This is a genomic window from Beijerinckia sp. 28-YEA-48 (assembly GCF_900104955.1).
In the GTDB taxonomy this organism is placed as follows: domain Bacteria; phylum Pseudomonadota; class Alphaproteobacteria; order Rhizobiales; family Beijerinckiaceae; genus Terripilifer.
Genome location: NZ_FNSI01000001.1, coordinates 2,788,087 through 2,806,572, shown reverse-complemented (window position 1 = coordinate 2,806,572; position 18,486 = coordinate 2,788,087). Strand labels below are relative to the sequence as shown.

Annotated in this window: 38 protein-coding genes; 36 read left to right on the top strand and 2 right to left on the bottom strand. The window is 56.4% G+C overall.

From position 1 onward, the window contains the following. Positions 1-24 precede the first annotated feature (24 nt). The 12 genes from BLW50_RS13295 (at position 25) to dptG (ending at position 4,385) form a co-directional block, all read left to right on the top strand. On the top strand, positions 25-411 hold the full coding sequence (locus tag BLW50_RS13295; RefSeq protein WP_090703033.1) for a hypothetical protein: 387 nt from the start codon (positions 25-27) through the stop codon (positions 409-411). Further along, the gene (locus BLW50_RS13290; RefSeq protein WP_139267603.1) at positions 386-721 is read left to right on the top strand and encodes a DUF6197 family protein; all 336 of its coding nucleotides are present in this window, start codon (positions 386-388) and stop codon (positions 719-721) included. Before BLW50_RS13295 ends, BLW50_RS13290 begins: the two co-directional genes overlap by 26 nt. Then, the gene (locus BLW50_RS13285; RefSeq protein WP_090703027.1) at positions 718-1,038 is read left to right on the top strand and encodes a DUF6197 family protein; all 321 of its coding nucleotides are present in this window, start codon (positions 718-720) and stop codon (positions 1,036-1,038) included. The genes BLW50_RS13290 and BLW50_RS13285 overlap by 4 nt, the downstream gene beginning before the upstream one ends. Further along, positions 1,019-1,339 carry a DUF6197 family protein gene (locus tag BLW50_RS13280; RefSeq protein WP_090703024.1) on the top strand — a complete coding sequence of 107 codons (321 nt, stop codon included), beginning with the start codon at positions 1,019-1,021 and terminating at the stop codon, positions 1,337-1,339. The genes BLW50_RS13285 and BLW50_RS13280 overlap by 20 nt, the downstream gene beginning before the upstream one ends. Before the next feature lie 368 nt (positions 1,340-1,707). After that, on the top strand, positions 1,708-2,013 hold the full coding sequence (locus BLW50_RS13270; protein ID WP_090703017.1) for a DUF6197 family protein: 306 nt from the start codon (positions 1,708-1,710) through the stop codon (positions 2,011-2,013). Continuing rightward, complete coding sequence (locus tag BLW50_RS13265; protein ID WP_090703013.1) at positions 2,006-2,287, top strand: hypothetical protein; 282 nt, start codon at positions 2,006-2,008, stop codon at positions 2,285-2,287. Before BLW50_RS13270 ends, BLW50_RS13265 begins: the two co-directional genes overlap by 8 nt. Then, positions 2,271-2,600, top strand: coding sequence for a DUF6197 family protein (locus tag BLW50_RS13260; protein WP_139267602.1), 330 nt, complete (start codon positions 2,271-2,273; stop codon positions 2,598-2,600). The genes BLW50_RS13265 and BLW50_RS13260 overlap by 17 nt, the downstream gene beginning before the upstream one ends. A 137-nt stretch (positions 2,601-2,737) precedes the next feature. Continuing rightward, positions 2,738-3,115, top strand: coding sequence for a DUF6197 family protein (locus tag BLW50_RS13255; RefSeq protein WP_090703008.1), 378 nt, complete (start codon positions 2,738-2,740; stop codon positions 3,113-3,115). Next, positions 3,096-3,449 (top strand): DUF6197 family protein, encoded by a 354-nt coding sequence (locus BLW50_RS13250; protein WP_090703005.1) that lies wholly within the window; start codon positions 3,096-3,098, stop codon positions 3,447-3,449. The genes BLW50_RS13255 and BLW50_RS13250 overlap by 20 nt, the downstream gene beginning before the upstream one ends. After that, complete coding sequence (locus tag BLW50_RS13245) at positions 3,439-3,834, top strand: hypothetical protein (protein ID WP_090703001.1); 396 nt, start codon at positions 3,439-3,441, stop codon at positions 3,832-3,834. Before BLW50_RS13250 ends, BLW50_RS13245 begins: the two co-directional genes overlap by 11 nt. Further along, positions 3,827-4,225 carry a hypothetical protein gene (locus tag BLW50_RS30700; protein ID WP_090702997.1) on the top strand — a complete coding sequence of 133 codons (399 nt, stop codon included), beginning with the start codon at positions 3,827-3,829 and terminating at the stop codon, positions 4,223-4,225. The genes BLW50_RS13245 and BLW50_RS30700 overlap by 8 nt, the downstream gene beginning before the upstream one ends. Beyond that, positions 4,218-4,385: a DNA phosphorothioation-dependent restriction protein DptG gene (gene dptG, locus BLW50_RS13235; protein ID WP_090702994.1), complete on the top strand. Its 168-nt coding sequence runs from the start codon at positions 4,218-4,220 to the stop codon at positions 4,383-4,385. The genes BLW50_RS30700 and dptG overlap by 8 nt, the downstream gene beginning before the upstream one ends. Positions 4,386-4,389: 4 nt before the next feature. Here the strand turns inward: dptG and BLW50_RS13230 are convergent, their stop codons facing one another. Further along, positions 4,390-4,644, bottom strand: coding sequence for a hypothetical protein (locus BLW50_RS13230; protein ID WP_090702990.1), 255 nt, complete (start codon positions 4,642-4,644; stop codon positions 4,390-4,392). A gap of 193 nt (positions 4,645-4,837) precedes the next feature. On the opposite strand from BLW50_RS13230, the gene BLW50_RS13225 reads away from it, so the two are divergent. The 19 genes from BLW50_RS13225 to BLW50_RS13125 all read left to right on the top strand — a co-directional run bounded on the left by BLW50_RS13225 (position 4,838) and on the right by BLW50_RS13125 (position 12,023). After that, a complete protein-coding gene (locus tag BLW50_RS13225; RefSeq protein ID WP_090702987.1) occupies positions 4,838-5,224 on the top strand; it encodes a hypothetical protein in 387 nt (128 codons plus the stop codon). Next, entirely contained in the window at positions 5,199-5,426 is a 228-nt protein-coding gene (locus BLW50_RS13220; RefSeq protein ID WP_139267600.1) for a hypothetical protein, read from the top strand. Before BLW50_RS13225 ends, BLW50_RS13220 begins: the two co-directional genes overlap by 26 nt. Before the next feature lie 128 nt (positions 5,427-5,554). Next, positions 5,555-5,812, top strand: coding sequence for a hypothetical protein (locus BLW50_RS13215; RefSeq protein ID WP_090702982.1), 258 nt, complete (start codon positions 5,555-5,557; stop codon positions 5,810-5,812). Positions 5,813-5,828: 16 nt separating this feature from the next. Beyond that, positions 5,829-6,029 carry a hypothetical protein gene (locus BLW50_RS13210; RefSeq protein WP_090702980.1) on the top strand — a complete coding sequence of 67 codons (201 nt, stop codon included), beginning with the start codon at positions 5,829-5,831 and terminating at the stop codon, positions 6,027-6,029. 352 nt (positions 6,030-6,381) lie between these two features. Next, on the top strand, positions 6,382-6,894 hold the full coding sequence (locus BLW50_RS13200) for a metallophosphoesterase family protein (protein WP_090702974.1): 513 nt from the start codon (positions 6,382-6,384) through the stop codon (positions 6,892-6,894). A 119-nt stretch (positions 6,895-7,013) separates the two neighbouring features. Beyond that, complete coding sequence (locus BLW50_RS30370) at positions 7,014-7,373, top strand: hypothetical protein (RefSeq protein WP_139267599.1); 360 nt, start codon at positions 7,014-7,016, stop codon at positions 7,371-7,373. A 434-nt stretch (positions 7,374-7,807) separates the two neighbouring features. Next, positions 7,808-7,990: a hypothetical protein gene (locus tag BLW50_RS13180; RefSeq protein WP_139267598.1), complete on the top strand. Its 183-nt coding sequence runs from the start codon at positions 7,808-7,810 to the stop codon at positions 7,988-7,990. Between the two features lie 174 nt (positions 7,991-8,164). Continuing rightward, positions 8,165-8,347, top strand: a complete 183-nt coding sequence (locus BLW50_RS13175; RefSeq protein ID WP_090702959.1) for a hypothetical protein — start codon at positions 8,165-8,167, stop codon at positions 8,345-8,347. Beyond that, entirely contained in the window at positions 8,344-8,658 is a 315-nt protein-coding gene (locus BLW50_RS13170; protein ID WP_090702954.1) for a hypothetical protein, read from the top strand. The genes BLW50_RS13175 and BLW50_RS13170 overlap by 4 nt, the downstream gene beginning before the upstream one ends. Next, a complete protein-coding gene (locus BLW50_RS13165; protein ID WP_090702951.1) occupies positions 8,655-8,873 on the top strand; it encodes a hypothetical protein in 219 nt (72 codons plus the stop codon). The genes BLW50_RS13170 and BLW50_RS13165 overlap by 4 nt, the downstream gene beginning before the upstream one ends. A gap of 42 nt (positions 8,874-8,915) precedes the next feature. After that, a complete protein-coding gene (locus tag BLW50_RS13160) occupies positions 8,916-9,281 on the top strand; it encodes a beta-sandwich lipoprotein (RefSeq protein ID WP_210186080.1) in 366 nt (121 codons plus the stop codon). Between the two features lie 16 nt (positions 9,282-9,297). Next, positions 9,298-9,516 carry a hypothetical protein gene (locus BLW50_RS30365; RefSeq protein ID WP_139267597.1) on the top strand — a complete coding sequence of 73 codons (219 nt, stop codon included), beginning with the start codon at positions 9,298-9,300 and terminating at the stop codon, positions 9,514-9,516. After that, positions 9,513-9,902 carry a hypothetical protein gene (locus BLW50_RS13155; protein WP_090702944.1) on the top strand — a complete coding sequence of 130 codons (390 nt, stop codon included), beginning with the start codon at positions 9,513-9,515 and terminating at the stop codon, positions 9,900-9,902. The genes BLW50_RS30365 and BLW50_RS13155 overlap by 4 nt, the downstream gene beginning before the upstream one ends. Continuing rightward, on the top strand, positions 9,899-10,168 hold the full coding sequence (locus BLW50_RS13150; protein ID WP_090702941.1) for a hypothetical protein: 270 nt from the start codon (positions 9,899-9,901) through the stop codon (positions 10,166-10,168). Before BLW50_RS13155 ends, BLW50_RS13150 begins: the two co-directional genes overlap by 4 nt. Further along, on the top strand, positions 10,155-10,586 hold the full coding sequence (locus BLW50_RS13145; RefSeq protein ID WP_090702939.1) for a hypothetical protein: 432 nt from the start codon (positions 10,155-10,157) through the stop codon (positions 10,584-10,586). The genes BLW50_RS13150 and BLW50_RS13145 overlap by 14 nt, the downstream gene beginning before the upstream one ends. Then, complete coding sequence (locus tag BLW50_RS13140) at positions 10,570-10,866, top strand: hypothetical protein (protein ID WP_090702936.1); 297 nt, start codon at positions 10,570-10,572, stop codon at positions 10,864-10,866. Before BLW50_RS13145 ends, BLW50_RS13140 begins: the two co-directional genes overlap by 17 nt. Positions 10,867-11,029: 163 nt before the next feature. Continuing rightward, positions 11,030-11,206: a hypothetical protein gene (locus BLW50_RS30695; RefSeq protein WP_170850141.1), complete on the top strand. Its 177-nt coding sequence runs from the start codon at positions 11,030-11,032 to the stop codon at positions 11,204-11,206. 186 nt (positions 11,207-11,392) lie between these two features. After that, a complete protein-coding gene (locus BLW50_RS30690) occupies positions 11,393-11,647 on the top strand; it encodes a hypothetical protein (protein ID WP_170850140.1) in 255 nt (84 codons plus the stop codon). After that, entirely contained in the window at positions 11,604-12,023 is a 420-nt protein-coding gene (locus tag BLW50_RS13125; RefSeq protein WP_090702926.1) for a hypothetical protein, read from the top strand. Before BLW50_RS30690 ends, BLW50_RS13125 begins: the two co-directional genes overlap by 44 nt. Positions 12,024-12,215: 192 nt before the next feature. Here BLW50_RS13125 and BLW50_RS13120 read toward each other — a convergent pair whose 3' ends face one another. Continuing rightward, on the bottom strand, positions 12,216-12,509 hold the full coding sequence (locus BLW50_RS13120) for a hypothetical protein (RefSeq protein ID WP_139267596.1): 294 nt from the start codon (positions 12,507-12,509) through the stop codon (positions 12,216-12,218). A gap of 25 nt (positions 12,510-12,534) precedes the next feature. Between BLW50_RS13120 and BLW50_RS13115 the strand changes: the two genes are divergently transcribed. The 5 genes from BLW50_RS13115 to BLW50_RS13095 all read left to right on the top strand — a co-directional run bounded on the left by BLW50_RS13115 (position 12,535) and on the right by BLW50_RS13095 (position 18,380). Continuing rightward, positions 12,535-14,670, top strand: coding sequence for an ATP-binding protein (locus BLW50_RS13115; protein WP_139267595.1), 2,136 nt, complete (start codon positions 12,535-12,537; stop codon positions 14,668-14,670). Then, positions 14,667-15,578 (top strand): hypothetical protein, encoded by a 912-nt coding sequence (locus BLW50_RS13110; protein ID WP_090702918.1) that lies wholly within the window; start codon positions 14,667-14,669, stop codon positions 15,576-15,578. The genes BLW50_RS13115 and BLW50_RS13110 overlap by 4 nt, the downstream gene beginning before the upstream one ends. A gap of 88 nt (positions 15,579-15,666) precedes the next feature. Continuing rightward, a complete protein-coding gene (locus tag BLW50_RS30360) occupies positions 15,667-16,038 on the top strand; it encodes a hypothetical protein (protein WP_139267594.1) in 372 nt (123 codons plus the stop codon). A gap of 70 nt (positions 16,039-16,108) precedes the next feature. Then, positions 16,109-16,867, top strand: coding sequence for a DUF7227 family protein (locus BLW50_RS30355; RefSeq protein WP_139267593.1), 759 nt, complete (start codon positions 16,109-16,111; stop codon positions 16,865-16,867). A gap of 448 nt (positions 16,868-17,315) precedes the next feature. Further along, positions 17,316-18,380: a tyrosine-type recombinase/integrase gene (locus BLW50_RS13095; RefSeq protein WP_090702910.1), complete on the top strand. Its 1,065-nt coding sequence runs from the start codon at positions 17,316-17,318 to the stop codon at positions 18,378-18,380. Positions 18,381-18,486 lie beyond the last annotated feature (106 nt).

The window sequence follows — 18,486 nt, the reverse complement described above, 5'->3', positions numbered from 1 at the left end:
GAACCACAGCGTGAAGGAGGACGCATGTCTCTCACCAAGCAGGAAATCTTCGACACTGTGGCCACGGGTCTCGTCGCTCAGGGTGTTCGGTCAATCAATCACAACAACGATTGTCGATATCGCGGCCCCAACGGTACCAAGTGTGCGCTCGGCATCCTCATAACTGACGACGAGTACGTGAGGGAGATGGAAGGACACAGCGCTTGGAGCGCGATCCCGGCCTTCGAGCTGGTCCGTTTCAACAACCACGTGGAGTTTCTCGCCGCGATCCAAGACGCGCACGACAACCATATGCCCGAAACAAAAGGTGGCCCGCTCACCGCGTGGCTCCAGGAAATGCGCAACATCGCAGCCCAGTACGGCCTCAACCCTCAGGTGCTCGACAATGTCCCAGTCCCAACTCAAAACTGACCTCATCGCCATGCGAGACCTGCTGTCCACGCCCTCAGCGTGGACACAGGATGCCTTTGCGAGGGATCGCGATGGCGACATCTGCACTTCGGATCACCCCACGGCAGTGTGCTGGTGCCTGGATGGGGCTGCGGCCAAGGTAGGTCTGTTAGATGATGATGATGAGGGCCGTTACGCGGCAATCAGAGTCATCCTGACCCGGTCGGTGCCTACGAACCATGGGGGTTATGTCGGCTTCAACGACGACCCGAACACCACCCACGATGACGTCATGTCATTGCTCAACAAAGCAATCGAGGCAGCCCAATGACCCTGCTCGAGAACCTCACCAAGGTCCGCGCACTCCTCGCGGACCCGACGAAGTGGACGAAGGGGTATCTTGCTAAAGATGAGAGCGGAAACCCTACGTTTGCCGAAAGCAGCAATGCCGCCTGCTACTGCATGTTGGGCGCGATCAACTCCGTTGCATCTCCTGAAGAACAACGCGATGTGAAGAACGCTGTGCGGTTTCATATCCCCACCTATGACAAGAGCATCGCTGACTTCAACGACGACCCCAACACAAATCACCACGACGTCCTCAACCTCTTGGACAGGACCATCGCACATGTCTCAGCTCAAGGCTGATCTTCAGGCTATCCGCCAGCTCCTCGATACGCCTGACAGATGGACGAAAAACTTCAATGCCCGTGACGCACTCGGTCGGCAGGCACTCCCCGATGACGACAACGCCACCTGTTGGTGCCTGAATGGTGCAATGATTAAGATCACGGATGCCCGCTACACCAGACGGTACGATGCTCTTGATAGCGCGTTGAATGCAGCGGTACCAGGGCGGACGGGCTTCATTACCTTCAACGACAACGGTTCGACCAGGCACGACGACGTCCTGAACCTGCTCGACCAAGCGATAGCCGCCGCGCCCTAGCACCACCCACAATCACGTCCGTTCTCCCGCCCAGGGAAGGAGCGATAACGCATGTCCGCATCCCAACTCAACACTGACCTCCGAGCAATCCGCACACTCCTCTCCGATCCCGCCAAATGGACCAAGGGCGAGAATGCTCGCGACCACGAGGGTTGTGGCGTAACATTTAACCATCCCGCAGCTACGTGTTGGTGCCTGAACGGAGCGAACGCCAAGCTCCACGCCAGACAACACTGGTCCCGCTTCCACGCCGTGGACAAGGCTCTTACGGCGGCTGCCACAGAACCAGGTTCGTACCTCACCCTTAACGACAACGGTACTCACCCGGGTGTCATGGCCTTCCTTGATAAAGTGATCGAGGCCAACCCATGACCCTCAAACAGGACCTCACCGCTGTCCGCGACCTGCTCTCGGACCCGAACCGGTGGACGCAGGGTTGGTTGGCGATGAACAAGCATCGCCTTCATGTCCACCCTCAGAATGAGAGCGCAACGTGCTGGTGTCTCGTCGGTGCTGGCCGAAAGCTTCTGCCCTTCGATCGGGAAAATGAGGTCAATTCTGCCCTCTACCACGCCATCGGGGACGGTCGGAGCATTGCTAATTTCAACGACCACCCCAACACCAGGCACTCCGACGTGCTTGCACTCTTGGATAAGGCCATCGCCAATGCCTGAGGATACCCACCGCATCGTCGCCCGTTTCGTCCCCCAGGCGTGGGTACGCGACTACGCGGTCGAAGTCGATCCCTATGGACCTACGACCTGGGATGTCACTGACCAGATTGTTGCAATGGGGGAGTATGCTGCCCTCGCACTGGTCGATGACCAGTATGCAACTGACGACTTACGAAACCATCCGAACGCGCCGCAGTGGGTGAAAGACTGGACCGGCCCGTTCTATGTTGAGGTCCAGCAGGCGATCGAGGATTATTTTGGCAGGGGTGAATAGTCAGCTCCTCGCTGATCTCCACACCCTGCGCAGCCTCGTCGACTTGCCAGAAAAGTGGACCAAGAACATGATCCACTTCGACATCAATGGTATTCCGCTTTCCTATCGCACCGAAGCCGGCAGGTATTGCGTACCACTTGCGGTGCACGCGATTGCCGACGGGGACAAACCACGTGGGCGAGCGTTATGGAACGCTCTCCAGGGGCACGTCCATTGGCGCCACGATAGCCTTCTTCATTGGCATGACCACCCCAACACCACGCATCGCGACGTCATGAGCGTCATCGACCTCGCCATCATGTTTTCTAAGTAGAGAGACTTCCCACATGTCACGCCAAGTCAAACGCGCGGCCCTCCGTCGCGCGAAGAAAACGTCTGTCATCACGCGGGTCAAGCCCACATTTGCCAAGGGCAAGACCTATCGCAACTCAGGGAAGAGGGTGTTTCAGCATGTCACAGCTTCTTGAAGATCTGAAGGCTGTCCGCACCCTGCTGACGCCGCCCGCGAAGTGGACACGGGACTACTATGCTATGGACGAGGAGCAATCCCAGATTGAGCCCTGGTCGACGTATGCCACCTGCTACTGCATGCTCGGTGCCATGAATAAGGTGGTGGCCGAGGGTGAGTTTCCCAACCAACTCGATGAACTGACATACGACACCAGCGAGAAAAACCCTCGCTGGAAAGCGTTGGAGGGCGCGATCCAGATCGTCGTGACCCGCACGCACAGCGACATCCCGACCTTCAATGACGACCGGAGAACCACTCACGACGACGTCCTGAACGTACTCGATGAGGCCATCGCCAATGTCAAATCAGCTTCTTGAAAATCTCAAAGCTGTCCGCAACCACCTGGCGACCCCGGATCGGTGGACGCAACATAGCCTCGCCCGTAACGCTGACGGAATGTCAGGGCTCCTTCCGGAGAGCGGAGCTGCGGTCTGCTGGTGTCTCTTCGGCGCCCTCCGAGCGGTCGAACTACCGCACTGGTCACGGGCAGCAGTGGTGTCGACGCTCGCAAAGCTGATCGAACCCGAGGCCAAAGACCTCCACAACAACGGTGTGGCAGCGGATATCGTCATCGCGTTCAACGATGCAGACAACCGTAAACACGGGGAAGTACTCGCACTCTTGGATAAGGCTATCGCCAATGCATCGTGAAAACCTCAAGAAGCTGGCCGACTACCTCGCAACGGGCACCACCGCGTGCCGTTTCGATATGGGGTCCTTCTGCCGCGACGAGTACGGCGATGATCTCGCCCCGTTGGTCCATGAGTGCGGTACCGTCGCCTGCGCAGCTGGGCATGGACCCGCCGCCGGGATCGAACCTATCAAGAAGGATGAGTCCTGGACGACCTATGTGAGACGCCATTTCGGCCTCTCGTTATTCAGCGACGAGGGTATGTGGCTCTTCTCCGGTAGCTGGGAAAGATCGGATAACACGCCGGAGGGGGCCGCGAGGCGCATCTATTGGCTCCTCGACGAGGGACTACCGTCGAACTGGCACAAACAGATGATGCGTACGGAGCCTCTCTGCTATGAATAGAGACAACCTCAGAAAACTCGCAGACTATCTCATCACCGGCCGTGTGGAGTACGAGTTTGACATGAAATGGTACTGCGTTAGCGCTTACCGGGATCACGAATACAGCCCGGCGAAGCACGATTGCGGCGCAATTGCGTGTGCTCTTGGTCATGGCCCCGCAGCGGGTATTGAGCCCAGCGCGGATTGCTACTCGTGGCAGAGCTATTCACGCAATCAGTTCGACCTCGCCCACTACTCGGACGAGTGGGACTGGGCCTTCGGACCAGGGTGGAGTTACCTAGACAATACTCCACAGGGAGCTGCCAAGCGCATCTACTGGCTGCTCGAGCATGGTCTGCCTAAGAACTGGGCTGAGCAGCAGAGCGGCGAGGAGCCCCTTTGCTATGTCTGAGGAACAGTTCGAGGCTCTCGTACGTCTCATCGACGACCGGATCGACAATGCGATCCGGGCACTCAAGTGTGATCTCAACGACTGGGACCGTCCACCGCGCCTTTGGGAGGACGAAGCCACGCTCAAGGACGAGGTTAAAGAACTGCTCGTCAGGGCGTAACTGGCTACTTCCGGCTCTCTATCTCAGCTTCAAGCTTTTCAATCTCACGAGAGGTATGAAGCTCAATATTGATAAGTACCTCAAGGCTTACCTGGAGCGCGTCGATTTGGTCCTGATTAGGCAGACGGGCCCTTAGCAAGGACTCTTGCGATGCTCGGATACTCGCCTGTTCACCTTGAAGGCTCGTCCGACGGCTGTTGAAACTTTCAAGCGCTAATTCCAGCTGCTTGTCATTCAATTCTTTTAGAACCCAGGCCACCGCATCCCCCCATGCCCACTTGGTCCACCCAGGCCAAGCACCTCCGAGACACGCATAACCTTTCCTACGCGCAGATTGCAAGAGCAGTCGGCGTGTCGAAGGCGCGCGTCCATCAGGTGCTTCGCCCCAAACCTCGAACCGAAGAGCAACGCCTTCGGAAGAACTTCCACGAGAAACTTAGAAAGGTTCGTCGATGCTTACCCAAGAACAGAAGCAGGATTATTTCGATCGCGCAGTCGGTGGGTTGCTGAAGCAGGGCACCCGGTCGTTGCGGAAGAAGGACGAGGACGACATCTTCTGTATGTACCGGAGCCCGCAAGGCCACAAGTGCGCGGTAGGGATGCTGATCCCCGACGATAAATACAGCCCCAAGTTCGACAATGGCGACGACGTCATGCTTGAGGCTGTGCTCACAGAAGGCCTCGGTGTCGGGCTCGAGAATTTTGACTTCTTCCGGGACCTGCAAAAGGTTCACGACAAGTCACAGGTATCGGAGTGGCCGGCTCATTTTGCGAAGTTCGCCGGGGAGAATGGTCTCAACACGAAGGTGATTGATGAACACACCAATCACGTTGTTTAACCAGGTCAACGGCCTAGACCCCGCCAAGAAGGTCATGATCTCCAACGTTGGTCTCATCAATGGTCACGTCGAGTCCAAGGCTTGGGAAGTGCTGAGCATCAGCGGAGATGGCTGGGCCAGAATTCGGTCCATCGACGATTCCTCTTGGTACCTCAACCTCAAACACGTGATCCATTGCGAGCTGGCAGTGGTCGACCGCTGACAACACAGATCCCCTTATCTCTGGTTTTCGATGGGTCTTACGGCGGACCGTAATCCCCAGGGGTGAGAGATGAGGGGACTGCATCAGCACCCCTGGGGAAGCTGCCCCCATTTTATTAGGAGATACCCATGGCTCGTCGTCCGAAGCCCACCCAGGTCGTGCAGACCGAAGAGCGTTACTGCGTCATCGCCCCTCTTGTTCACACCTCGCATCGCAAGTGGAAGGCCACCGAAGACGAGGCCATCAAGCATGCGGAGACCTTGCTCTCCCATACTGATCGACCGGCGGCCGAGCTGGTGGTCGTGAAGGCTATAGCCTTCGTACGACCCGCACCCAAGCCGATCCAGGTCAGCCGGGACGTGGCTGAACAGCTGATCCTTATCTAACCCAGGAAAATACACTATGAGCAAATTCACCGCAGGTTTGTGGGCGTTCGGCTTTGGCGTTGCCCTGATGGGTGCTGTTGGCTGGGTCATGAATCTGTACAAGCTATTCCTCTTAGCCCAGACGGCTGTGCCGTTGTCGCAGTGGGGGTTGATGGAAGTACTCCGCCTCCTGGGGATCGGCCTGCTACCCGTGGGTGCTGTTGTGGGGTGGCTTTGAGGATAGTCTCGGAGACCGAGTTCTCGGCTCGTCTGCGAGAAATCCTTACCACCTACACAACAGACGACCTCGGTGCCGTAACAGGACCGGGGAGATCAGGAGCGCTAGCAAGCGTCTACACCTCCCACCTGCTCGGCATTCCGTTCATTCCCTACGGTGCCCGCCACCCTCGCCACCTCGGTCGACTTCTGATCATCGACACGGCCAGGGAGAGCGGGGCCACCCTTAGGAAGGCCGAGCGGAAGTATCTCGAAGAAACCCCACTGATCATCACCGTCTACGAAGAGCCACCCCGAGTGGCCTTTTGGTACGAGGCAACCAAACCCCAACATTTCCGACACGAGAGGGCCGCATGACCGTCTGGTTCACCGCCGACACCCACTTCGGGCACGCCAACATTATCAACTACTGCCGAAGGCCATTCGCCTCGGTTGAGGAGATGAATGCTGCTCTCATCCAACGGTGGAATTACTACGTCCAACCCGAGGACACGGTCTTCCACCTTGGGGACTTCGCCTTCCACAGCAAGCCTCGAGATATGCAGTCTCTGCTCACCCAGCTGCATGGCAAGAAGATCCTGATCTGGGGGAACCACGACCACAGCATGACCCGCAAGCTCCCCCAATGGGAGCAGGTTATCCAGTTCTTGGAAGTCCAGCTGGGGGACTTCCACCTCACGCTTTGCCACTACCCGCTTCGAACCTGGGCAGGTCAGCGTCGTGGTGGCATCCACCTCCATGGCCACTGTCACGCCACTCTTCCTGATCGCATTCCAGGAAGTCTCGACGTTGGTGTCGATGGCGTGGCCGATTTCCGTCCTCTCACTCTGATAGAGGCTGCGTCCTATGCTCTGGCACCGGCGTAGGGCCTTCCCCGAACTTGTCGATCGTTTCGGCAACCCCACATTCCCCGGAACCTACATCGACACGTTCGCACTCATTCCGGGGACGGGTGTCTGGGTACTGATCCATCGGGAGCGCGAAGATGAAACTCCTTCAGGTTATCGAGGGTCATCTGGGGACCCAAGCCCAGCCTCAAACGTGCATCATCTACACAATGAAGGGGCGCAACGTACCGTTTGATGAGACGGACATCGAGCACTTCAAGTGGCTGCTCGATCTGAGCCTCTACACCATACAGGCCCATCTGAACCAAGGTGGGCCCGTTCTTTATCCAGCCTTCCAATCTCCGCTTCCCGACAATCTGCTGGAGCACCTTCATCGATGTCTTTCATCCTCTGGGTTGCACTATGGACCTGCCTCTCTTGCGGAGTTCGAGCGTTTGAAGGCAAGCGAACCACAGCCGGAGACTTCATGTGGATACTCGCTCTTGCCTGGGTCCTGATGCCGATCTTCTGTCTGATTCACATTGCACAATGGGTGGTGACCTATGCCAACGACTGACCGGGACTTGTTGCACGATCTTGTCGAAGCCTGGCCCGAGTTCGATGACGATGAAACGCCGGTCAACGGCGCCGACCTAGTGGAGTGGTTCGCAGGATTCCGAGAGCAGGTGAAGGCTCACCTGGCCGAGCCTCGTTCGGAATGAGCGAATTTATCAAGGTCTGCGACTGCGGAAAAGGCGACTATGTTCGAGCCGACGACCGGTTCGACTGCCTGCCGGCCAACGCGGTACTCAAAATTGAAGAGGACTCGTACGGACTCTTCATCAGATGTCCCGATGGAAGGGGTCACCATTACATCAGTGAACTCCTAGATATCACCGGCACGTTCTACGTCGGCCTTTTCAGACAGGAGCATTAGCCAGTGGAGAGCAAAGTGACCAACTTCCTCGTGCAGGCAGAACTAGCCGAAGCGGCCATGCTCGAGATGAAGAAGCAGGCCCACGTCCGCTATGCGAAGGAGCTTCAGGAAACAGTCGTGCTTCCGAACATGACACGCGGTCTTCGTCGTCACCTCAACACGGCCAAGCGTCGTGGTGTGAAAGGCCTGCGCCCATGAGTGTCATCCTGAACCTAGTCGGCCTCTGTCAGCTCCTCCAGTCACTGTTCATCTTCGTTGTTCTTGTGACGTTCGGAGACAGTTGGCCGGCTCACATTATCACAGCCGCTCTCGTTGCGGGCGCCTCATCACTCGTCGCGGCAGTCAAGCTGTCCCCACCATGGGAGGACTCAGATGGTCCTGGCTCTCCTTAATCTCCTAGCGGCCATCATCCTCTTGGTGATGGGCATCGGCGTCTCGTTTGCCAGCTTCGACAGCTGGAAGGCCTGGTCGAAACTGGAGCGGACGATGCTGGTGCTGTGGGTTCCCTCCAGTTTTTACGCCGTCTACTCCCTTCTGTGGCAGGTGCCTACATGACCGACACCATCTCACCGTGGATACCGGAGACGAACCCGATCCGCATCGCCGTCCTCGCCAAGCTGGGTGAGGAATGCAACGAGCTGGCAGGCCGAGCCTCGCGCTGTCTCATGCAGGGTGCGGGCGAGCTGGACCCGAAGAGCGGCCTCACCAATCTGGAGGAACTGGCTCGGGAAATGGCCGATGTCATCGCTTGCATCAACACCACATCATTCCTTTTTGCGACGTATCCCGACCCATTGCGCGTCAGCGCGAAGGAGCAGGGGTACGTGAAATGGCACGCCATGATCGAGGAGGCGTCGGCGACATGACCAAACATTACACATTCGACATGAGCCTCAAGGCTGCAGTCACAGTCGAGGCCGAAAGCGCAGAGGAGGCAGAGCGCATCGTCAAGGGCGTGCTCGATGATGCCGCCTCGTTTACCGCATACGAAAGACCCGAAGAGTGGGGAGACTCCGTCTCCGGTGAGTGTTCACTGCAAGGCTATCCTACGTTGACTATGGTCGACGGCCAGGACGTTTAAAAGGAAATCGAAAACATGACGAATATACACAAGGTGACGGGCATGCTGCTCGTCGCAGCGATCACGCTCGGCCTGGCCGCCTGCTCAAATGACGCCGATGTTGCATCACGCAACCTCTCGCAGGCTGCCGACAATTTCGAGATTAACCGCCGGATCGTTTTCTACAACGGGATCACCAACGACTACATCCTCACTATCGAGGGCCTCTGCGCGCAGACCCAGACCGACAAGAAGCTGTCCGTCACCTGCAAGACCGGCGCGGGCCAGTACAAGAAGCACTTCCTCGGCCTGAGCGACAACGTCACCTATTTCTCGGAGCAGATGGAGGCGGCAGCCGCCAACGTCTACCACTACCGGGTGACGTTCAAGCCGGCGGCCATTGTTCCGAATATCGACTTCAGGAACTGAGTTCGGAGGGCGCCAAATGGCGATGGATGAAAATTGGTTCGATGCCATGAAAGCTCGCGGACATACACCAAGAATGGACGACGGCGAAATCGACATGTTCTTTCGCAGCGCCGGGTATCACAACGGTCCAGGGTGCGAGACCTGCGGATGGTCGTGCTGTTGCCACTGCGAGGATGTCGACGAAATTCCGCAGTGCAGCGAGCCCACCACTGATCAGCAGGGAGCCAAGTCTTGATTGTAAATCTCGAAATCTCACCCGCTACACTGTCAGAACTGTTCTCCAGTGCCATCGAAGGTGGCGACCCCGTAACCACGGCAAGTCGTGGTGGGTGGTGTGACGGCATCTACTGGCGGAGGCGCAAGCATCGCGGCGACTATTGGTATTCCGAACCAGAGACGTTCGCTGGCGCCATCCTGATCGACGTCATCGAAGTGGACGACGAGCAAACCGGGCACAAGATGAAGCACCGATTGGATGAACGCCGTATCGCCACCGGTCTCAAAGCCATGGCTGAGAGATTCCCGGGCCGTTTCGCGCAGATATTTGATGGTAACATTGATGCCCCCTGCGCCGATGCCTTCCTGCAGGCTTGCGTCTTCGGTGAGGAAAAATACGCATGACCTCCTTCCACGACCACCTCATCCACGTCCAAGCTCGCTACATCCTCGACCAAGAGAGCAAGGAGGATGCCATCGCCCTGGCGAAGGAGCTGCTCCGGCTCTGTGGAGAGGCGCGGGTGGAGGAGCAGAAGGCGTTCGAGGCGGGATGGTGGCTCAACGCTGCTGTTCCGTCGAGTGAAGACGAAGGTCGCTATTTCCACGGCGCTTGCGAAGCCGATTGGTTGGAATATCTCCGAACGGAAGAGCAGCACAATGAAGCTGTCTGAACAGATCGCTGCCTTCAGAGGAAAACATTTCCCCGACCAGCTTCTGGGCGAGGTCCTGTGTTTCCTCAAAGATAAGAAGCTTTACGAGGTCAGCGAGGACCGCGAGTTTTGCATGACCTATGTGATTGCGGATGACGGAGAGCGGGTCTGGGAAGGACGATGGTACGATTCCTCGGTGGAGATATCCATGGATTCCTGCCTCAAACTTTTCCACGAAGTCTTCCCCAACTGGATGTGGAAAGTCGGCACATGTTCTGTCAGCGACGATGCCTGGATCGCACCCATGGGGTTGCAGGAGGACCGGGTGCTGGACACGGGCTTTGACGTCGACAGCCGCCCATCGCGGATGAACCCGTGCATCGCGTTCCTGCAAGCGATGTGTGAGGCGAAGGAGTATCTCAATGAACGACACACCTAGAAAAGAGATCATGGAGTACATCGACATCCGCTACGATCTGGATGGACGCAAGATCTCGGAAGCAATCCACTTCCTCACGCAATCGATGCAGCAGCATGGTGACCTCCGGATTGATATAGAGCCGTACGACGATTACGGCAGCGCTACCGTGGAGGTACGCCTAGAGAAACCACGACCGGAAACAGACACAGAAGTGGCGCGGCGTTTGCAGAGCGAAGCAGTGTGGCAAGAGACGCGTCGAAGACAATATGAGCAGCTCAAACGAGAGTTTGAGTCCTAGATGGCCCGTAACCGACAAGCCGGCCTCTGCTACCGCTGCGGTCTCGTCGTGGAAGCTGGCACCGGCCACTTCGAACTCCGACGAGACGGCTTCAAGAAGGTCTGGGTCGTTCATCACGCCCTGTTCGCAGGACATGGGCGCATCACATGCGAGATGGCAGCAGATGGTAAAGACGCGCATCAAAACGGTGACCACCACAAGGGTCAGGATCGAACGCGAACAGTTGCTTGAGTTGTTGCGGGAGCATTTCAATATGCCTCGCGCTGATTTCAGCCAAGACGCTGAGTGGTTTTCGGAAGTCGAGATTGAGGAAACCAGGGAGGAATATCAGGATGGCTAGTCCTGTCTGCATCGAGACGATGCTGTTTTACTATTATTCTGCTGCCGAGCATCCCCGAGCCAATACCTCATCCGTGATCAATACCACCTCGAACTTGAGGGACGAAGGGATGATAGAGCCCGAAATGTTCGAGGGGAAGATCGTGTTTCGACCCACGGAGAAGGGTAGGGCCTGGGTCGAGGCACTATGTTCCGTGCCGTTTCCGGTCGCACAGTGGGTGATCCCGCCGTCGTGACCACAGTCTTCGTCGCCATCTACCAGGACGCCCTCTCATACAAACTGAACAAGCCGCACGCCAAATGGCGTAGCGGCTTTTCTAATATCTCCGACGTCATGGCGGACGCTCGCAAGGAGATCACGGGGCGAATTGAAATCGATTACGTGAGGAGAGAAGAGCATGCTGAAGCCGAAGGATCTGGGAATCTCGATCAAGGAGCGTAACGCCCTGGTGAAGGTGCGTGATGGGTTGCAGGCGGGTGAGTACGTCCATGTCAAGGAGCCCATCTACCGCTACGTCCCCTGCAAGAAGCCCATCTTCAACATGGTGGAGTTCGAGGGGGAGTTCGATTGCGGAACAGTGCGTTGCATAGGTGGCTGGGTTGCCCATCTGTGTGACAACTTCAGTCCTAGAAGCTACGTTTGCAATGCCGAGGGACCGCTCGGGGAGCTGTACTTTCCGCTTGGGGGTGATGGGGGTAACGATGATTATGCCTACAGCCGGATAACCCCTAAACAAGCCGCCAAAGCCATCACCAACTTCCTCGACACCGGCAAGCCCGAGTGGCGGAAGGTGCTCCGGATCAAGCAGGCAGCATGATCCTTCGCCTCGCTGACACTCAGGAGGCCGAAGACCTCGCAGACTGGCTCTATCGCAATTCCGATAGCCGTCGACACGCCAAAGATGCAGGCGACTGGTTGCTCGACATCGACCCAGGTCTCCACAGCGTCCCTGAAAAATATCTCCCCTGGATAAAACTCGCTCTCGAAGCTGGACCCTTCGAGAGCGAAGTCACATTTGCACCGAAAGGAAGACCGATCCGTGACCCTGTACATCAACAGCCAAGGATGGCGGGTTGATGACGTTACGACGATAGAGCAGTGCGACCAAGCACTCATCTACCTTGAGGACTCGATTATGGTCATCAAGGGTCAGCTCGAAGAGCCACACCGTGGCAAAGATTGGCGGACCAAAGCGACTTACTCGCTCCGCCTCAAGCACCAAGCCCTGACCATTCTCCGTCGTCGTCGACATCAGCTCGCTGATGAGACGCTGCGCATCTGCGCGCACGTCAAACAGCATCACCCAAACATCTATGCGGAAGCACTCAATGCAGCTCGCTGAACCCAACTATACCGACTTTTCATCCGGCGCTGAACAAACCACGAACTTCAAGTTCGATTTCAACGCCAAAGCCGCGTTCCAGCTCATGTCGGGTATCGCGAAGGATAAGATCGCGTATCCGATCCGTGAGATCTGCACAAACGCCTGGGATGCAGCTCGTGGCGACTTCGAAGTGCATTTGCCGACCCGTCTGGTTCCGACGTTCCGGGTCCGTGACTACGGCCCAGGGCTCAGTCCCGATCAGATGGTCACCGTCTACGCGACCTTCTTCGGTGGCACGAAGGGTAACGACAACGACAATGTCGGTGGGTTTGGGCTCGGCTCCAAGTCGCCATTCGCATACTTGATCACCGAGAGCGGCGTGGCTTCGTTCAATGTCACGTCGTTCCACGGAGGGAGGGTCCACCATTACGTCATGTCACTCAACAACGGTGGCATGCCTCAATGCAAACTGATGCTGACTCGGGCGGCTGGGCCTGAAGAGAGGGCCGGACTGGAAGTGTCATTCCCAGTCCGGTCCTCGGATATCGCCCTGTTCATGGAGAAGGCCCAGGCAATCCTTTGGCACTTCAACCCGCGCCCGAAAGTGACCCCGATCCTCCTGGAGGAGCCGAAGGTTGCGAAGGCGGGAGACAATTGGACCCACTTCGAGAACGCGCCCTTCTCGGGGCCTTGGGTGCGGATGGGTTGCGTCGCTTATCCTATCAACTTGCAGCAGCTCGGCATCGAGAACTGGCCCTGGAACAACCTTAGCGTCCTGTTTGATGCTCCCATCGGCAGCGTGATGGTGCAGACATCGCGAGAGGAGCTGGGCTACGACGACAAGACCAAGGCGACGCTGAAGAGCCTCTTGGGTGAGTTCGAACAGGTCTATGTCCAGAAGATGCAGGCCGCCGTGGACAAGCTCAAGACCTTCCGTGAGGTTCGTGAGTACTTCTCGGACGTGCATAAAACGACGCATTGGAAGATTGCCGAATACTTGGCGAAGAGGGTGACGTTCGAAGGCAAGCCGGTTGGGGGGTATGCGTTCTACAAGATCCCCGTGGGCACCAAGGCAACCGTGCAGTCCCTGGTCGAGGGAGGTGGGTACACATTCGGGGCGCTTCGCCACAACCGAAACCGTTTTTCGAGCCCCAACACCAACCCACACGAAGTGTCCTGTCGGATAAAATATTTCGTCTATGAATTGAAGCCGTATCGGTCAGGCGAGAAGATCCAGGCCTTGGTCGACAACGGGACGCTGGAAAGTGGGGCCAACATCATTTGGCTCCGCCCCCCGGACCTGGACACGTTCAAGACTCAACTCAAGGCACTTTTCCGCGAAGAGTTCGAGAACCCCGGCATTATCTGTCTCGACGACGTGGTGCTACCCAAGACCGTCCTCAAACGAGGGGCTCGACCGGATAAGTCTCTGACAAAGGTGAACGTGTACCCCGATGGGACTGAGTATTTGGACCTGTCTGAGAAGCATCTGTTCATTGTTGACACACGCTACTCTGGAGGACGGACCCGCAGATACAAACTGCGCAACGGCGGACCTACAGATAACCGGATCGGTTATGCGCTCCAGTTGGCTCGGGAGACGGGTCTGCTCACAGAAGATGAAAAGATCCTCGTCTATCGATCGAGCGATACTGTGCCTTCACACTTCGAGTGGCTTGGGGATCGGTTGATCGGGGAAGCGAAGAAAAAGTTCGATGCGAGGGAATACGAGCGCATTCTGAACAGCAAGTTCAGTGTCGGATCGAACTTGCTCAACATGGCCAAGCACCACAAGATGTTCTCGGCACCGCTGCCGAGTGAGATGCTCAAGTTGTTCGGGGACTATGAAAAGTACCTCAAGGGCCGAGACAAGCAAGACGCCGTCGCGGAGCTGACAACGAGCAAGCTAATCACCATCTATAGCGAACTCGGCGTCAGCCATCCATTGGCTCAGAAAAAGTCGTCGATTGATCTCAATGAGCGCTGGGACTCGATTGAGAAGAAGTACCCGGTCCTCCCAGCCTTACTCAGCAGATACTCGCACGCCCTAGGGAGTGCCGGAGGGTACTATCAGCGTGACCACGACATTCTGATGTCGGCCCTCAACCGCTATTTTGAACTGGAGAACATGCATCAATGAACCAGATTCCCTTTCAGATTTCTGACAACAGCCTTACGTTCTTCGCTCACAAGAGCGTCTTCACCGTGGCGTCGGATCACGCCAACTTCGCCAAGATCGCTGAAGGACTGCTCCGAGGTCATCTCGATGCCGACACGTTGTGCGAGCTGGCTGACATTCGCATCGCGCTCAGCAAGTCGACTGACGGTCGCATCTCGGTGTTTGGCGACGCCGTCACCTTCGACGGCATCGAAATTCACAACGTCTGGGTCGACAAGCTTTTCGGCTTCATCGAGAAAGACCTTCCGACTGGCGCCCTGGTGGAGGCTCTGGCGAGCCTGATGCGCAATCCGTCCGAGAAAGCGCGGGAACGGCTGCCGATCTTCATCGAACAATCCCAGCTCGGCTTCCTGCCGGATGGCCGTATCGCTGCGCTGAAGGTTGTCCGGGGTAACTTCCGGGACGTCTACACCGGGACATTCGACAATACGCCGGGTCAGATTGTTCATGTCGACTGGCAGGACGTCGATCCGAACCCAGACCATGAGTGCTCAACAGGTCTCCACCTCGGCGCCTATCGTTATCTGCCGTCGTACGGACTCCATGACCCGGGCAAGCGCGTGGTCCTCTGTGCCTTCTGGCCAGAGGACGTGGTCGCTGTGCCTCGCGACTACCACGGTCAGAAGATGCGGGTCTGCCGCTATGAGGTTCTGCAGGAAATGGACAAGGCGAACCTCATCGACTTCATCGACGCCAATCAGACCACCATCAACCAGTACTGGGGCACGAACGAGATCCGGATCGATGAGGACAAAGTCTATGAGCCGGAGATCGACGGGGTTGAGATCCAGGTGATGAAGGAGCGGGAGCTGCATCCAGCAGAGCAAGCGTTTCTCGCGCGCTTCTTCCAGTTTCTCGTAGGACGCTAACGACAGGAGTCTAAGGACTCTTAGTTGCTGATCCAAACGACGCACATCACCTGACGTTAGCTATTCCAGTTAACGTCAGGAGACGCATGTGTCGTTTGTGAAAAAGGAAACCCGACGCGTTCGGCATATTCTCACCGAACCCCGCTACGGTATTCGGGCTCTACCCGAGGGCCTCACGGGACTTCTTCGCTTCCCCCCAGAAGTTCTTGCGGAACTGGGGTGGAAGGACAAGGACCAAATTGAGGTTCTCGTTGGTACAGACGAGGATACCGGCTGGCTCGCCTTGAGAAAAAGCGGCACCTTTATTCCGGGCAACGCCAAAATCCATATCGAAGAGAACGGCGTTGGGGATTTCTGTTCCCGTCACATCGTTCCGGAGGGCTGTGAGATCCGGGTCAGCATGAAGGCTGTCGACTGTCGCATCGACGATGGCGTCTTCACCTTCCGCCCAGTGTTCTAGGTCCAACCATCAAATTTATCAGAGGCCACAACCCGCCGGTTTTCCGGCGGGTTTTTTAATGGAACGTAGAATGGCAAACTTTGTCATGACCGCTGTCTCGCGAAATAAGAAGACCGGTCCTATCCCTGTCGTCACGTCGTCACGTGATACATGTCCCACTTCCTGCGCGTTCTTGAACAACGGCTGCTATGCCGAGCATGGGCCGCTACGTTTGCATTGGGACAAGGTCTCGAACGGCGAGGCTGTAAACCTTTTGAGTTTCGATCAGCTTCTCGCTGCGATCCGCAAGCTGCCTCGCGATCAGGTGTGGCGTTACGGACAAGCTGGTGATTTGCCCAATAACCACGATCAGATTCGTGCGTTGGCGAAGGCAAACGGCGGCCGGAAGGCAATTGTCTACACGCACCATAGGTTCTATGGTGTATTCAATGAAATCCGTTCGTTGGGGTTCAACGTGAACCTATCCGCGAACGACATAAACGAAGCTGACGAGTTGGTGAAGACAGGACTTCCTGTCGTCACCGTTGTCGATGAGAGTTTCAGCAAACGCCCTGATGAAAGCCTTCGTGCTTTTCGGGATCGGATTGGTGGCCGTCTCAGCTTCGGAACACCGGGAGGTAATCGGGTGGCTCTGTGTCCAGCGAGCTATCTCGACACCAACTGCATGCTGTGTCGTGCATGTGCATTCCCACGAGCAGGAGGAACCATTATTGGCTTTCCTGCACACGGAACGCGCAAACGTCGGCTCAGTGAGAAACTTAGTATGAGTGGAGAGTTACGCGTATGGGAACGACGACGCCTACCAGTAGAGAATTACTCGAGTGCCTAGGTGCTGTGAGTGAGGATCTGGCAATTGAGCTGTTAGGGAATTTTTCAAAAGACGAACTTCCGCACCTTTCCAAGAGCGTCGACCGGTTGATTATTTCGGCTGACCTCCTCAAGCGAGGTGGTCTAGAAACCCCATTCCCGGTCCTAGAAGTAATTCGCCATTACGCGGTGAAGCAAGATTCATAATTAACACAATATTAAGTTCTCAAATTAGTCTCAACTGTTAACGATTTACTTCCCGGGGGACGGGAAGTTGTGCAGTTGAGGGGGCCTATAGTGGTCGTCAGGTTATCTAAAGTTGTTGGTTTGTTGGGGGTGTCTCGAAGGGTCGTTTATTACTGGGCGCGGCATGGCATGCTACCTGGGGCCTTTCAACTAAATGGCGTTTGGCTGGTGAATCGCGAGCAGCTTAAGATTCACCTGCAGTCCACCCAAACAGGCCATTTAACATGTCAAAACTGTACAGTAGAGAAGACTCGCCCTTCTGGTACGCAGAAGTGCAAGTCGGAGGTACGATCAAACGCATCTCCACAGGTATCGCAAAGGGCTCAAGAACTCGAAAACAGGCTCAACAAGTTGCGGATGAGAGAGAACGCAAAGCTGTAAGCGACATCGTTATTCAGCACAGCGTCCGCTTCAGCACAGCCTGGACCGTGTTCGCAGCGGCGAACCCGAACGAATTGCGAGAGACGACCCTTGATCAATACGGGAAACTGATTGCTCGCTTCATCCACGAAGCGGGCGATCCGGCTCTGGCTGAGATGACGCCAGCCTGGTTTCGACTGCACATCAAGACCGTCCGTAAAGAGAACAAAATTCCGGACATTCAGCTACGGTTGCAACTGAGCGCCATCAGCACCGTCATCGAGTTTTGTATCGCTGATGAAATGGAGGGGGCTCCTGAGTTCAACCCCATAAAGTTGATCAACAAGAAGCACCTCAAGAAGTCCAAGTACCAACCCCGATGGCTTCGCCCCGAGGAGGTTCGGAAACTGCTCGTCGCAGCCAAGGACCATCGGTTCTGGCCGTTCTTCATTATGCTCATCCTGGAGACTGGGATGCGCAAATCTGAGGCACTCCACCTGGAGTGGGATGAGATCGATTTCCGCAAGCGGGTGATCGATCTGAACCACCTTCGCGAGAAGACAAAACGGGGGCGTTTGATCCCGCTCTCGGACACAGCTTTACGCACGCTGTCGGTGCTCCGCACCCGCACAAACTCACGCTACGTTTTTGCCAGCCCGTACACCGGTAAACCCTGGGTCTCGATCAACGAGGGTTGGGGCGTTCTTCGCAAGAAGGCGGGCTTGCCCACGAAGCGAATTCATGATTTGCGTCATACGTTTGCGTCCTGGACGCGCCAACTGGGAATGTCAAAGGAGGACCGAAAGGACATCATCGGACACAACAGCGAGGACAGTCATTCTCGCTATGCATATGCCTCGATTGAGACCCTCACCGAGTCGATGCAAAAACACAGTCCGCACACACTTCTCACACAGCTGACGGAATAATATATAATCGCCGTACGGGTGCGTGGAGTGAAGCTATTTAGAATCAGCTAGTTATCGTTCCAAAATTTCGGATTGGTCATTTCTGACGCAATTTTAAGTATTTCCA

Excerpts from the sequence above, each read along its gene's own strand:
- BLW50_RS13160 (WP_210186080.1), top strand. The coding sequence starts at position 8,916 with ATGCTGCTCGTCGCAGCGATCACGCTCGGCCTGGCCGCCTGCTCAAAT.
- BLW50_RS13145 (WP_090702939.1), top strand. The coding sequence starts at position 10,155 with ATGAAGCTGTCTGAACAGATCGCTGCCTTCAGAGGAAAACATTTCCCC.
- BLW50_RS13255 (WP_090703008.1), top strand. The coding sequence starts at position 2,738 with ATGTCACAGCTTCTTGAAGATCTGAAGGCTGTCCGCACCCTGCTGACG.
- BLW50_RS13215 (WP_090702982.1), top strand. The coding sequence starts at position 5,555 with ATGGCTCGTCGTCCGAAGCCCACCCAGGTCGTGCAGACCGAAGAGCGT.
- BLW50_RS13125 (WP_090702926.1), top strand. The coding sequence starts at position 11,604 with ATGCTGAAGCCGAAGGATCTGGGAATCTCGATCAAGGAGCGTAACGCC.
- BLW50_RS30355 (WP_139267593.1), top strand. The coding sequence starts at position 16,109 with ATGGCAAACTTTGTCATGACCGCTGTCTCGCGAAATAAGAAGACCGGT.
- BLW50_RS13115 (WP_139267595.1), top strand. The coding sequence starts at position 12,535 with ATGCAGCTCGCTGAACCCAACTATACCGACTTTTCATCCGGCGCTGAA.
- BLW50_RS13165 (WP_090702951.1), top strand. The coding sequence starts at position 8,655 with ATGACCAAACATTACACATTCGACATGAGCCTCAAGGCTGCAGTCACA.
- BLW50_RS13175 (WP_090702959.1), top strand. The coding sequence starts at position 8,165 with ATGGTCCTGGCTCTCCTTAATCTCCTAGCGGCCATCATCCTCTTGGTG.
- BLW50_RS13250 (WP_090703005.1), top strand. The coding sequence starts at position 3,096 with ATGTCAAATCAGCTTCTTGAAAATCTCAAAGCTGTCCGCAACCACCTG.
- BLW50_RS13110 (WP_090702918.1), top strand. The coding sequence starts at position 14,667 with ATGAACCAGATTCCCTTTCAGATTTCTGACAACAGCCTTACGTTCTTC.
- BLW50_RS13170 (WP_090702954.1), top strand. The coding sequence starts at position 8,344 with ATGACCGACACCATCTCACCGTGGATACCGGAGACGAACCCGATCCGC.
- BLW50_RS30365 (WP_139267597.1), top strand. The coding sequence starts at position 9,298 with ATGGCGATGGATGAAAATTGGTTCGATGCCATGAAAGCTCGCGGACAT.
- BLW50_RS13280 (WP_090703024.1), top strand. The coding sequence starts at position 1,019 with ATGTCTCAGCTCAAGGCTGATCTTCAGGCTATCCGCCAGCTCCTCGAT.
- BLW50_RS13220 (WP_139267600.1), top strand. The coding sequence starts at position 5,199 with ATGAACACACCAATCACGTTGTTTAACCAGGTCAACGGCCTAGACCCC.
- BLW50_RS13200 (WP_090702974.1), top strand. The coding sequence starts at position 6,382 with ATGACCGTCTGGTTCACCGCCGACACCCACTTCGGGCACGCCAACATT.
- BLW50_RS13150 (WP_090702941.1), top strand. The coding sequence starts at position 9,899 with ATGACCTCCTTCCACGACCACCTCATCCACGTCCAAGCTCGCTACATC.
- BLW50_RS30695 (WP_170850141.1), top strand. The coding sequence starts at position 11,030 with ATGGTAAAGACGCGCATCAAAACGGTGACCACCACAAGGGTCAGGATC.
- BLW50_RS13295 (WP_090703033.1), top strand. The coding sequence starts at position 25 with ATGTCTCTCACCAAGCAGGAAATCTTCGACACTGTGGCCACGGGTCTC.
- BLW50_RS13245 (WP_090703001.1), top strand. The coding sequence starts at position 3,439 with ATGCATCGTGAAAACCTCAAGAAGCTGGCCGACTACCTCGCAACGGGC.
- BLW50_RS13265 (WP_090703013.1), top strand. The coding sequence starts at position 2,006 with ATGCCTGAGGATACCCACCGCATCGTCGCCCGTTTCGTCCCCCAGGCG.
- BLW50_RS30370 (WP_139267599.1), top strand. The coding sequence starts at position 7,014 with ATGAAACTCCTTCAGGTTATCGAGGGTCATCTGGGGACCCAAGCCCAG.
- BLW50_RS13285 (WP_090703027.1), top strand. The coding sequence starts at position 718 with ATGACCCTGCTCGAGAACCTCACCAAGGTCCGCGCACTCCTCGCGGAC.
- BLW50_RS13140 (WP_090702936.1), top strand. The coding sequence starts at position 10,570 with ATGAACGACACACCTAGAAAAGAGATCATGGAGTACATCGACATCCGC.
- BLW50_RS13290 (WP_139267603.1), top strand. The coding sequence starts at position 386 with ATGTCCCAGTCCCAACTCAAAACTGACCTCATCGCCATGCGAGACCTG.
- BLW50_RS30700 (WP_090702997.1), top strand. The coding sequence starts at position 3,827 with ATGAATAGAGACAACCTCAGAAAACTCGCAGACTATCTCATCACCGGC.
- BLW50_RS30690 (WP_170850140.1), top strand. The coding sequence starts at position 11,393 with ATGTTCCGTGCCGTTTCCGGTCGCACAGTGGGTGATCCCGCCGTCGTG.
- BLW50_RS13210 (WP_090702980.1), top strand. The coding sequence starts at position 5,829 with ATGAGCAAATTCACCGCAGGTTTGTGGGCGTTCGGCTTTGGCGTTGCC.
- BLW50_RS13225 (WP_090702987.1), top strand. The coding sequence starts at position 4,838 with ATGCTTACCCAAGAACAGAAGCAGGATTATTTCGATCGCGCAGTCGGT.
- dptG (WP_090702994.1), top strand. The coding sequence starts at position 4,218 with ATGTCTGAGGAACAGTTCGAGGCTCTCGTACGTCTCATCGACGACCGG.
- BLW50_RS13270 (WP_090703017.1), top strand. The coding sequence starts at position 1,708 with ATGACCCTCAAACAGGACCTCACCGCTGTCCGCGACCTGCTCTCGGAC.
- BLW50_RS13095 (WP_090702910.1), top strand. The coding sequence starts at position 17,316 with ATGTCAAAACTGTACAGTAGAGAAGACTCGCCCTTCTGGTACGCAGAA.